We start from the raw sequence: 10,906 nt of genomic DNA, 5'->3' as shown, positions 1-10,906 counted from the left end.
CCTCCCCGAGGTTCGGCCAGGGCGGCGGCACGTACCGAGATCACCGACCGACAGGAGGCAATGCCGCCGCCACTGGCCTCCGAAGAAGGCCTCGACCTCCGTTGGACAGCGCGGCAACTGCATCTCACGAGCTGTGCTCTTCGCCCGGTCGGGGCGAGGCACCAACCTGCTGTTCGGTGCCGAAGGTCGTAGCGCAGGGCCTTCAACTACCCTGGCCCGTGGATGATCAGCATCGGTCACTCCGCAGTTCTCGTCGAAGGAACTTCACTTGGCGTCAGACCTGGAGCAACTGGGCCCGACCGGGTTTCAGGACCTGGCCGGCGCGCTTGCCGTGGCCACGTTCGGGCCCAGTGTCCAGGCGATGGGGACTGGGCGGGACGGTGGACGGGACCTGTACCACCTAGGCCCGCTGCACTGGGCTCCCAACGAGAACCAACCCGGCGAGGTGTGGGATGGGTACTCGGTTTTCCAGGTCAAGCACAAAGAGCGACTTGATGCACTTCCCGGAGACAACGCTCGATGGTTGCAAGGCCAGATCCGTGCCGAACTCGAAAAGTGGGCGGATCCTCAGGGCGGACGCCACCCGATACCCGTGGGTCTTGTCTTCATCACCAACGTGCCGCTCTCGCCGGTGCCCGTCTCAGGTGGCCATGATCAGACGCTCAAAGCGATCAGGGACTACATCGCCAGCCTGAACGACGCCAGCCACGACGTCGGTGACGGCTCCGAACGCAAGGCCAAGTACGCGCGGTTGTCCCGCATCCGCCACTGGCGCATCTGGGACGCCAACCAGATTCAACCCATGCTCGCTGCGAACCGCGATGTGCGACTCGCGTTTCCAGGTTTCTTCACGGCCGCGGACGTGTTCACCCACATGTCCGAGCTCACGGGCTACATGGCGAAGGACGACCTGGAAGCCGGGCTCAGGGCTCATGCCAGGACCACGCTCATCGGCGACGGCATGATCTACTTCGACGAGGCTGGAAGCGGTGATGGCACCGGCTTTCCCCTGCACGACGTCGTGATCGATCTGCCGATGACGGCGACGGACGGACCGGAGTCTGGGAGTGTTCTCCGCCATGTCCTCGACAACGGCGAGCGGCTGCTGAAACCGAGCCTCACCACCCGGCGCGGGCCTCGGCACGTCGTCGTCGCGGGCGCTCCCGGCAACGGCAAGACCACCATCTCCAAGTTCCTGGTCCAGGTCTATCGGGCCGCCACGCTGGCCGGCGGGACGGACCTGAGTTCCGACCACCGCAACGTGATCAGCGGCACGCAAGCCGCGCTGGGTCGCATTCAGCGCACTCTGCCGGTTCATCGGCGCTGGGCGATGAGGATCGATCTGGCCGAGTATGCGGAGAAGTACGGGCTCGTCGAGGACGCGACCCTGATCAACTACATCGCAGAGAAGGTCTCGAAGCGTTCCGACCTGGGCAAGATCAGTGCTCAGGCGCTGATGTGGTGGCTTAAACGCTGGCCCTGGTTCCTGGTCCTCGACGGGCTCGACGAGGTCACTGAACCTACTGTGCGCAAGCGGCTCATCCAGCGGGTCACCGAGTTCGTGACCACGGCCGAGGCCGAGGATTCCGATCTGTTCGTGGTCCTCACCACCCGCCCGATCGGCTACGTCGAGAACATCGCCCCGACGCAGTTCGAACGCGTCGACCTGGACTATCTCCACCCTGACGAAGCTGTCCGCTACGGCGAGCGGGCCACTCGAGTCCACGTGCGCAACGATGTCGAGCGGATCGACAAGGTCGTCCGGCAGCTGGCCGTCGCGGCACAGGACGAGAATCTGAAGTTGCTGCTCCGCACGCCTCTTCAGATTCTCATCATGACGATCATCCTGGGCGCGGCCGGCCGCCTTGCCCCAGATCGCTTCAACCTGTTCTGGGACTACTACAACACCGTCTTCAAGCGGGAACGCGACAAGCCTTCCAGCCTCCGGCCGATCCTGCAGGAGCACGGACAGCAGATCCAGCGACTCCACGAGCGCGTCGGGTTCGAGCTGCAGGCGCGCAGTGAGGCCGGCGAGCGTTCCTTCGCCACGCTGACATACGACGAGCTGCGCGACACTACATGGCAGGTGCTGCACGACGCCGGTTTCAAACCGTCTGGCACCGACGCGGACCTGTTGAATCGCATACTCACGGCCGCGACTCAGCGTCTGGTGCTGATCGCACCGCGCGGCGACGCCGGCTATGGCTTCGACGTCCGGTCGCTGCAGGAGCTCATGGCCTCGATGTACCTCTCGACCGGCCCTTTGGACTCCGTGGCGCAGCGACTGCGCATCGCGGCTCCCAGCCCGCACTGGCGCAACACCATCATCTTCGCTGCGGGGCATCTCTTCTCAACGCCGCAGGACCACCAGCACCAAGCGGTAGTCGAACTCGTCGAATCCGTTGACGCACAGGCGGACGCGCGCCTGGGCACCGTGGTGCCCGTTGGTCCCCGCCTGGCGCTGGACCTCATCGAGGACGGCATGGCACGGTCGCTTCCGCTCTGGCGCGACAGGCTCATCCGGCACGGTCTGCGCGTCCTGTCCGAACCGGAACCGCAGGATCTGCTCGGCGTCACCCGAACCCTGGTCCGCTTCGCCGACAGCGGTGATAGTCAGCGAAACATCATCGCCAACGGCTTGCGCGACGCGCTCTCGGGCACCGCGAACGAGCGTGCTGCCGCGGAGGCCGTACGGGATCTGGTCCTGGCAGTCGCCGACGAGATCGGTACCCGCGGACAGACACGGGGATTGTCGAAGGTGCGGCCGCACCCCGGCGTGCTGGTGAAGCCTGCCCCGCCCGACGGCTGGGAAGACTTCGAGGCCGAGATCGAGACCGCACCCTCGTCCGAAGAGACGCTTGCCGCGACACGTCGTGCGGCCGTGGCGCTCACCAGGATCCGCCACGAGATCCTCATCGACCACGAAGACTGGCTCGCGGTCGAAGCAGCGCTGGCCGACCACGCCAGCGCCGCCATCATCAACGGGGCTCTGCAGCACGTCGTCGCACATGAACCGGCTCTAGTCGCCTCACTGCGGGAGAACGTGCTCGCCTTCATTCACCGCGCCCCGATCGGGCAACAACTTCGCCATCACTCGAGTTAGCCTTTCGCGCGCAAAAGTCCGTCACGCGCACGTGCTCAACGCTTCCACCGAGATGGCCCTACGGCGGGAACCTTCGACCTCGTCCAGTCCGGTCCTCATTTCCGGTCACTGCGCCACGAGTCTCGTCGCTGGCTTGCCTTCGGTGTCGTGTGACGCGCGGGGGGCCTACGTCGCGCAGAGCCGGTCCCAGTACGTGTCAACGGCCGACGTGGGCGATCCGGGAACTCGTCGCCGTGTTCACGAGGACCGCTGTGGTTGCTCACCGCCATCCCGCGTTGATCAGATTGGAAAGGATGAGACGGCAGGTCGAGCTGATCGGCGCCAGAGTCTCAGCCATCCACTTCGTCAACGCGCGGGTCTGATGCTCGTCCATCCTCAGCACTCTGGAAAGCACGATGAGCCTGTCCTGCTGCTCCTCGGTGAACGGCGTGGTGCTGAGCAACCCCAGCACCACCGCTCCCCGATCCTCACCTGGCGCGCCCACCAACCATTGCCGAAAAGCCCCCATTCCAGCAGGGGTGAGCACGTAGCGCTTTTCCGCACGGCTCCTGTTGACCAGGTGAACCAGACCACGTTCGCGCAACGTTCGCACGGCGTCGCAAACGTCCGCATAGGTGACGTCCGCAAGCCCGAAGCGCCGATCTACTTCCGAGGCCAGCACACTGCTGCTTTGCGCCCCCTCGTGCATCAGCCCCAGCAAGGTGCCAGCGAGCGGCGTGAAGTCCGCGACATCCGCGCCGGGCAGCCCCGCAGTCGACTGCGTCCAGGTATCACTGTTCACTCCGTGCCAGCACAGGGCGAAGTGCCCAATGGAGACCACGAGCTCATCGAGCCAGTGATTCATCCTCACCGGACGTGGGTCGAGACGCCCCGTTCTGATCAGCGTCCGGTTGACGGACCACAGTTCTAGCGGAGATTTGAGCTCCGTCCAGTTTTGCTCTTCGTTCTCGTCGTCCGCCACTTTCGCAACACTGGGGCATTCCTTGACCTCCGCGGCGGAGGTCGTCGACAGTTCGAGGCTCTTGCAGCGAATCGCCCAACGCGCAAGCACCGGTACCGGAACGTCGCCGCGAGGAAAAGTGTTGTGCACCAGGTGAGTCAGCACCGCGTCGGGGGCGAAGTGACTGTGCGACGCCATCTCGAACATAGACAGGGCGACGTCACGCCGGACGTGCTCGAAGACCTTCGCCTCCGCGAGCCAGACGACCATGCGGACGAGGGTGCCCCTGCTCTCACACCCCTGTGCCAGGAAGGAGGCTTTGAGCGGGACCGACCGCCTGCACACGGCCTCGGCCGGTTCCTCGCTCCCGTCCGCGACGGTCGCGCATCGCACCAGGTCGAGGAGCACGTCGTCAACGTCGCCATCCGCCGGCGCCGTGTCCTCCCCACCGGACTCCTGTTCGATGCGGTCCTGCACTCGCTCGACGACGTCCGGCCTGCTCAGGGCCTGGATCGCGCGCGCGTTGGCGGTGCCCAGGCTGGACTTTTCGAGCAACTGGGCGAACGCGTCCTCGAACGTGGTGTCGGCGTCACCGGAAGCGGGTGGGAAGCGGTGGCGGATCTCGTTGCTCTTGATGGTCATGAGGCACTCCCCTCGTCTTCGGTACCGCTGGAAGGGTTCGGCGGCCGGAGTTTTCGGCGTTGGGTGTGAAGCCTGCGTTCGACGGCCTTGGCGGTCATCCCGACCTCGGCGGCAGCGGCGACCTGTGTCATCCCCGTGGCGCGCAGCGCGAGCACGCGGCGGACCTTCGGGTCGGAGATCTTCTCCAGAGCGCTGACCGCCTCGACACGCAGCACCGCCATGTCGGCGGGATCCATCCCCGGGTCCTTGATGGTGCTGACGAGGTCGGCGTCCTCGACGTTCTCGCCGTCCTGCGCGTCACGAGGACCGGAGTGGATGAACGCCTCCTGCAACTGCTGCTGCTTCCAACGGTCGTTGCACACTTTGATGAAGTTGCACACGCAGGCGCCGACGAAGTAGGTGGCGAGGGTTGCACCACGCCGGTGGTCCCACTTGCCCTTGCGAAGCCCGTAGTCGAGGAAGAAGGTGACGGCAAGCAGCAGCGTGTCCATCACGGCTTCCTGACGTTCCTCGTCAGTCCAGGCCAAGGCCGCCGCGGTCGCGCCCGGACCGATCCGCCCGCGGTACCTCAGGCACTCACCGAAGATCGACCCGTCACGGACCCACAACCTGATGATCGGGTAGGCGTAGGCGATCAACCTGCCGCTCAGCGCAGGAAACACGCGCTCGAACTTCTCGCCGCTGAAGCCGGTCGACGCCAGCAGGTCGACCATCCGCCGATCGACCTCGATCTGCGCGATCCGGTCCTTGTCGGACCCAGCCTCCGCGTCCGGACCGAGCAGCGCGGCCACCGCACGGGAGACGTCCTCGCTCGTCACCGCCTCGGCCACGACCTCGGCGAGCTCCTCGTCGGACAACATCGACCAGGCCGGGGCCTGGTGATCCTCCGCGGGATCTCCCGGTTGTCGTGCTTCCGTCATGCCCTCTCCCCGTGGCAAGTGACGGCGGAAGTGTCCGCCCGTCTAACCCTGTTCTAGGTGCCGCAGTCGCGTTTCCCCCCACGCGATCCGAAAGATTCTTCTCCGGCCTTCGAAGCTGCGGCGTTCGGGGCCAGAGCTGCTCGCGAGAAGGGTCCGAGGCAGCTCGAACCTCCTCGATCTCATGGCGCCGCGGATGGAGGACCACACACGAAAGGGGGTCCGCGCTCTGCGCACCGGTGACTGAGCAAGCTTCGCGACGTCGATGCCCGGCGTCGCCACTCGTCAGCAAGGCGATCATGGAGACCGCCTCGGAGTCACTAATGCTCACCACGAAGACCCGCACGGTTCTGGCGTTCCTCTGCTTCGCGCATGCGCTTCTGCTGTTAAGCAATGCCGACGGCGGACACATCGGCCAACTCGGGAGCACGTTGCGCCAGGCACCGGCAGCAGTCCGGGTTGCTGCTGGCCCCTTGAACTTCGTCCCAGATGTCCTCGTGACTTGGACCGGCGGCTTCGGCGATCAGAGCGGGCGCAACGCCACGTGCAGCGCGAGTGGGCCGAGACGATCAACGACGCCCTCTACACCGGTGATCGCTTCGAGGACCTGACACGGATCGGGTCTGCTGCACAAGTAGGTGACAGTGGTGACCTGCCCCACCAGAAGGGTTCCAGTCGTGGTGGCTAACCGGCGGCGGTGATGGTGGTGTGGTCAGAGTGACCTGCCCCACCGGAAGGGTTCCAGTATTGGTGGCTAAGTGGCGGCTTGTTCGAGAGGCTGTGCACTGTTCCCCGCATCTTCCGAGCGCTACTCACCGCGCCACCCGCCAGTTCTCATAGTCTTCGACGACCTGCTCCAGCCGCCGCACCGCCTGGGTCGCATAGAAGTCGAGCCCGTCGAGGTTGAGGCGGGCCTCCTCGACCACCGCCAGGACGGCCTCGATGAACTCGGCGGCGCTGATCCGATCATCGTCGGCGGCCGACACGCTCCGGGCCTGCGCGGTCGCGGCACGGTGGACGGTCTGCGCGAATTCGGCCGCGACTGCGGGGTTGCCCAAGGTCGCATGAACCACTTGGGTCAACGCCCGGCGCAGTGGGGTCTCTCCATCCTCGAACAAAAGGTTCATGACCTCGTGGGTCACCCGCACCCGACGCTCGCTCCCATCAGCCAGCCGGACTTGGACCGAGCTGAACGAGACGTCCTGATCGCAGCGCCCGACGCGCACCCGCAACACCTGGCCGGCGAACCGGTTGGCCTGCGGGTTGGCAGGGTTGAAAGGCAGCATCGCGGTGACGAACTCACCAGAGGGGGCATCGTCGCGTGACCCCCACCACCGGTCATCCTCATCTTGGAACGAGTAGACGGCGTCCACCGCCGACGGCCGCTCTTTGGCAGGCGCGACGGTGTTCTTCGCCTGCGTCGCGCGGACAGTGACGATGGGGCCGCCGGACGACCACTGGCGGAAGACCGTCTCGCGGGGCAGGCCGATGCGGTCACCGATCTGGGTCCACGGCATGTTGGCCTCCTCGCACTCCTCGACGGCGGACCGAAGCGCCCAGGCGAGCTGAGGTTGCGCTTCAGCAAGGAGCTGTGCCCGCTTGATCGGATCCGTTGAGGCGCAAGCCATCTGGATCATCTCGCTGGCGGTCATCGCGCGGGAGTTCGTCGTCAGAGACCGAGAAGAAGGGGACATCAGCTCACCAAACGTACTCGAAGGATCACGCTCTTACTTTGAGTGACACTACACCCACACCACCAGCTTGCGCACAGCTTAAGCGTGACGAGTCGTCACGCTGACGGCACGGCGATCGCCGTCCTTCCCGCCACCTGCAAAGGCGGACGACACGTCGTCGTCCCAGGAGTGAGCAGAGCGATCTTTGCCGGGGGCGAGGTCCGCGTGGACCGCTCCGCCTGCGCAGCGACACCCGGAGTCGACGTGAGATGGCGGTTGACCAGCAGCTATGCCAGCCCGACCGCGCCGAACGCCAGCTGGCGTAACTGCACGCCGACGGGCAGTTGCCCGATCCGCGAGCGGTGTAGATCGTCCGGCTCAAGGACGACATCGCCCGGCTTCGCGCACGACTCCGCGACCGCGAGCAGCAAGTCGCCGAGCTCAGCCAGTTCAAGGTCCTCGCGGTTGCACGCCCAGCACGCCCAGCACGCCGAGATCATGCATCTCCGCGCCGCAATGGCACAGCACAACGTTCGTCCGCTCCGCACCTCACCCGAAAGGCTATGAGCGCAACATATCCAGCATCGTCGCCACGCGACAACGGGCGAGAATGCCGGCACAGGCGGATCCCATAAGAGGCGGTTCCCGAGGGTCGTGGCGGCACTCACCCTTCCCTGCCCGCAGTTGGAACCGGTGGTGCGCTGATGCCGCGTGAGGTGCGATCAAGCTCGTGGTCACGCATGACCCGGACACCGAGCTTCAGGACCTGTGCAACACCGCTGCCCCCAGCCGGTCATCGAACAGGCCAAGGCATGAATATGCTGCTACGGCGGCGACCCTACGACGCTGACCAGGCCTTCACCGTGCTGCAGGAGATCTCCCAGCACACCAACGTCCAACTGCGCGATGTCGCCGCGATCGTCGTCGCCACCGGCAGCGACACCGCCGTGCGGCTGGAGGACGAGGCCGTGCAGGCCTTTCCGGCTGAAGTCCGTCGCACTGGATTCGGCGGACCGTTCGCAGGCAACACGGCCGACTTCAGCTGAAAGCTGATCAAATACGAAGGCGGTCCGGCGCGCCTGGGGGTGCGGGCCGGACCTGTTCCGAGCATCGCACAGTCTGGGCCTCCGCGTTACACGGGCCCAGAGAGCACCCGCTGGCGTCGCGCGGATCTCGTTCACCGCTGAGACACTGCCCCAGCAGGAAAGGCGCAGTAGGAGTGGAGCGGGTGACGGTGTTATCGAGCGGACGTTGCTGGATGTGCGGTATGTCCGCATTTTCCGGGGAGAAACTCCCCGGCCGCCGCCATAAGGTTCGGCTCCTGTGCCGACGGCACGACGAACTCGTCTTCGGACACACCACCGAACCTCCCGCCACCTCATCCTGAGCTAGCTGGAAGATCCACCTCCGGGTACGGGGGCACTAACCACGGGCGGCCAAGGCGGTTCCGGCGGCATTCCCGGCAACTCCGAGGGCCAGCCATAGCGGTTGAACCGATCCTGCGACTCGTGCCAGGCGAAGGTGTAGCCGACCTCAGTGAGAGCCAGGCACGCCTTGTAGGCGATCACGCGATGTCGACGTGCGTCACGAGCGGAAGCTCTTGGCCAGCGCGACAGCCACGGCGGCCCGCCAACGAGCTTCCGAACGCGCTCCTCGGTCGCTTCGTCTGGCGCCCATAGCCATGCCGCCTGCGGACTGCTGGAGAACTGCAACTCGGTCACATCGGCTACAAGGTTCGCGAAACGAGCCGCCTACCACCAGTTTCCCCAGCGGCCACGCCCAATCCGCCGTCGTGTCCTACTCGTTGCTGCTCCTTCTGTTCTGGAACGGCCTCAACCGTGCATGGCGCCGGGCCGTCACATGCGGCGCGGTCCTCGTGGTGCTGGGCATCGGGCTGTCCCGAGTGGCGCTGTCCGTCCACTACGTCTCCGACGTCCTGGCGGGCTACGCCCTCGGCGCCGCCTGGGTCGTCGCGATGACCGCGGCGTTCGACGCCTGGCGCCACAAGCGTCCATCAACCACCCCATCGACGTGAAATGTGACCACGACCGCGCCCACTGACGAGGCCACGAGCGGGCCCAAGCCATCGCACCCATTGGGCTTCCTGTCCGAATTGGACGGTCGCTGCCGGGAACAGCCGAGTAGTCCCGATTCGCCGGATTTCCGAGTGTTACCAACCGTTCTCGGGACTTCGGCTGTTCACAGCCCTCCTACCTGTCGTGAGCAATCATGGGTGGAAGGCACCGTCCGCAGGCGTCGTCGGCAGGCAGGATCCAGACAGATCCGGCAAACGGAGGAGAAGTCACGTGGGTAACCTCGGAGCCACCGAACTGCTCATCATCGCGGTGGTGATCATCCTCCTGTTCGGCAGCAAGAAGCTGCCCGAGATGGCCCGTTCACTGGGCAGGTCGGCGAAGATCCTCAAGGCCGAGACCTCGGGGACGCAATCAGATGACGACGGGCACGTGTCACAGCCCGCTCAGTTCACGAGATCCGCGACTCAGGCACTGGTGACCCCGCCCGGTTCACCGGCCACAGCCGAGCACCAGCACGAGGCGCGTCGGATCCAGCAACAGATCGACGACCTCCAGCGGCAACTGGCCATCGCCCAGCAGACCCAACCGCAGAAGAACGAGGGCTGAAGCCGAGCCGGACTCGCCGGACACCGGGACGGCCGACGCCAGCCGCGCGCTCGGCGAACCCGGCCGGAACATGTCCGTTGTCTCGTCCAGCAGACGGACCCGGTTGGCGTTCATGCCAGCGTTCGACTGCGTACCCGCAGGACACACAGCATGGCTGAGCGCTGACGAACTTCTCTTCACCACCCGATCAACAGCTGGTCACCCACCAGCCGATCCGCATCAGGGCCGCCGTGAAATCCTTTCCGACTGGGGTTCCCTAGGCTCACCCGCCATCACGCTCGTGTCGCGACTGTGCACAGGCGACGAAAGTCCGAAGCTCTGCCTCTAGCAACGCAATCCCGCGCATCAGCCGCTCTCGGCGGGCGAGGCGGTGGCGCCTCGCCCGCCTGCATCTCAGTTCGGGACGCCTCCGCGATCAGTCGCGAACCGACGCACAGGTCTCGGTCGATCTCGACCAACCGCCGCTGCGGGGGCGACGCAACTTGTCACCTCATGGATGCGATAGCAGATGCGGATGTTCGCTTTATGGCGAACTGACGCCGTCCTGGTTACCGATTGTTACGTAACTATCGGCGATTCCGTCCGCGACTACCGGAAGGCCTCAACAGCGACACCGGCGAGGCTGGTGATCCCTACCGTGAACAGGGCGTTCGCGGCGGCCGCCGCGAGTGGCACCCAGAACGTCGGGCCGGTCATGGCGTGCGCGAGGAACATAGCGCCGATGTTGATGGCGAGCGTGCCTAACGTGGGCCCGAACATGGCCGTGTAGATCGCGGCGAAGGAGACCTTCGACTTCGGGTAGCCGTCGCTCAGCATCGCCATGTTCAGCCCGAGATACCCCGTGACGAGCAGGGTCAGCGGAGTCAGCACGACGAACAGCGCGAGCGTCGTGAACGCATCGGCGACCAGCGCACCAACGGCCGCCACGCACAGCACGCCGAGAAGCGACAAGAAATTGCTTTTCACACGGTCCGCTTTCGTCCGATCGG

Annotated in this window: 9 protein-coding genes; 4 read left to right on the top strand and 5 right to left on the bottom strand. The window is 65.6% G+C overall.

What is annotated here, in order from left to right:
- Positions 1–268 precede the first annotated feature (268 nt).
- Complete coding sequence (locus ACIRG5_RS41385; RefSeq protein ID WP_402915700.1) at positions 269–3,103, top strand: NACHT domain-containing protein; 2,835 nt, start codon at positions 269–271, stop codon at positions 3,101–3,103.
- Positions 3,104–3,362: 259 nt separating this feature from the next.
- Here the strand turns inward: ACIRG5_RS41385 and ACIRG5_RS41380 are convergent, their stop codons facing one another.
- The 4 genes from ACIRG5_RS41380 to ACIRG5_RS41365 form a co-directional block, all read right to left on the bottom strand.
- Entirely contained in the window at positions 3,363–4,685 is a 1,323-nt protein-coding gene (locus ACIRG5_RS41380) for a hypothetical protein (RefSeq protein WP_402915698.1), read from the bottom strand.
- Positions 4,682–5,605 (bottom strand): hypothetical protein, encoded by a 924-nt coding sequence (locus ACIRG5_RS41375; protein ID WP_402915696.1) that lies wholly within the window; start codon positions 5,603–5,605, stop codon positions 4,682–4,684. Before ACIRG5_RS41375 ends, ACIRG5_RS41380 begins: the two co-directional genes overlap by 4 nt.
- An 809-nt stretch (positions 5,606–6,414) precedes the next feature.
- Positions 6,415–7,254: a hypothetical protein gene (locus ACIRG5_RS41370; RefSeq protein WP_402915693.1), complete on the bottom strand. Its 840-nt coding sequence runs from the start codon at positions 7,252–7,254 to the stop codon at positions 6,415–6,417.
- A 308-nt stretch (positions 7,255–7,562) separates the two neighbouring features.
- Positions 7,563–7,775: a hypothetical protein gene (locus tag ACIRG5_RS41365; RefSeq protein ID WP_402915690.1), complete on the bottom strand. Its 213-nt coding sequence runs from the start codon at positions 7,773–7,775 to the stop codon at positions 7,563–7,565.
- Between the two features lie 312 nt (positions 7,776–8,087).
- Here ACIRG5_RS41365 and ACIRG5_RS41360 point away from each other — a divergent pair, with 312 nt between their 5' ends.
- From ACIRG5_RS41360 to tatA, 3 genes are all read left to right on the top strand, one after another.
- The gene (locus tag ACIRG5_RS41360) at positions 8,088–8,321 is read left to right on the top strand and encodes an ANTAR domain-containing protein (RefSeq protein WP_402915687.1); all 234 of its coding nucleotides are present in this window, start codon (positions 8,088–8,090) and stop codon (positions 8,319–8,321) included.
- A gap of 635 nt (positions 8,322–8,956) precedes the next feature.
- Positions 8,957–9,310 carry a phosphatase PAP2 family protein gene (locus tag ACIRG5_RS41355; protein ID WP_402915684.1) on the top strand — a complete coding sequence of 118 codons (354 nt, stop codon included), beginning with the start codon at positions 8,957–8,959 and terminating at the stop codon, positions 9,308–9,310.
- 271 nt (positions 9,311–9,581) lie between these two features.
- A complete protein-coding gene (tatA, locus tag ACIRG5_RS41350; RefSeq protein WP_402915681.1) occupies positions 9,582–9,917 on the top strand; it encodes a Sec-independent protein translocase subunit TatA in 336 nt (111 codons plus the stop codon).
- Positions 9,918–10,505: 588 nt separating this feature from the next.
- Here the strand turns inward: tatA and ACIRG5_RS41345 are convergent.
- A complete protein-coding gene (locus ACIRG5_RS41345) occupies positions 10,506–10,883 on the bottom strand; it encodes a hypothetical protein (protein ID WP_402915678.1) in 378 nt (125 codons plus the stop codon).
- Between the last annotated feature and the right edge of the window lie 23 nt (positions 10,884–10,906).

This window comes from Lentzea sp. NPDC102401, assembly GCF_044765805.1.
Taxonomy (GTDB): Bacteria; Actinomycetota; Actinomycetes; order Mycobacteriales; family Pseudonocardiaceae; genus Lentzea; species Lentzea sokolovensis.
Note: the sequence above shows the minus strand (reverse complement) of the source record. Positions and strands in the feature narration are given on the sequence as shown.

What these genes read in the sequence shown, in the direction of transcription:
- ACIRG5_RS41380 (WP_402915698.1), bottom strand. Translation starts at nt 4,685, where the DNA reads ATGACCATCAAGAGCAACGAGATCCGCCACCGCTTCCCACCCGCTTCC.
- ACIRG5_RS41375 (WP_402915696.1), bottom strand. Translation starts at nt 5,605, where the DNA reads ATGACGGAAGCACGACAACCGGGAGATCCCGCGGAGGATCACCAGGCC.
- ACIRG5_RS41370 (WP_402915693.1), bottom strand. Translation starts at nt 7,254, where the DNA reads ATGACCGCCAGCGAGATGATCCAGATGGCTTGCGCCTCAACGGATCCG.
- ACIRG5_RS41365 (WP_402915690.1), bottom strand. Translation starts at nt 7,775, where the DNA reads ATGATCTCGGCGTGCTGGGCGTGCTGGGCGTGCAACCGCGAGGACCTT.
- ACIRG5_RS41360 (WP_402915687.1), top strand. Translation starts at nt 8,088, where the DNA reads ATGAATATGCTGCTACGGCGGCGACCCTACGACGCTGACCAGGCCTTC.
- ACIRG5_RS41355 (WP_402915684.1), top strand. Translation starts at nt 8,957, where the DNA reads ATGCCGCCTGCGGACTGCTGGAGAACTGCAACTCGGTCACATCGGCTA.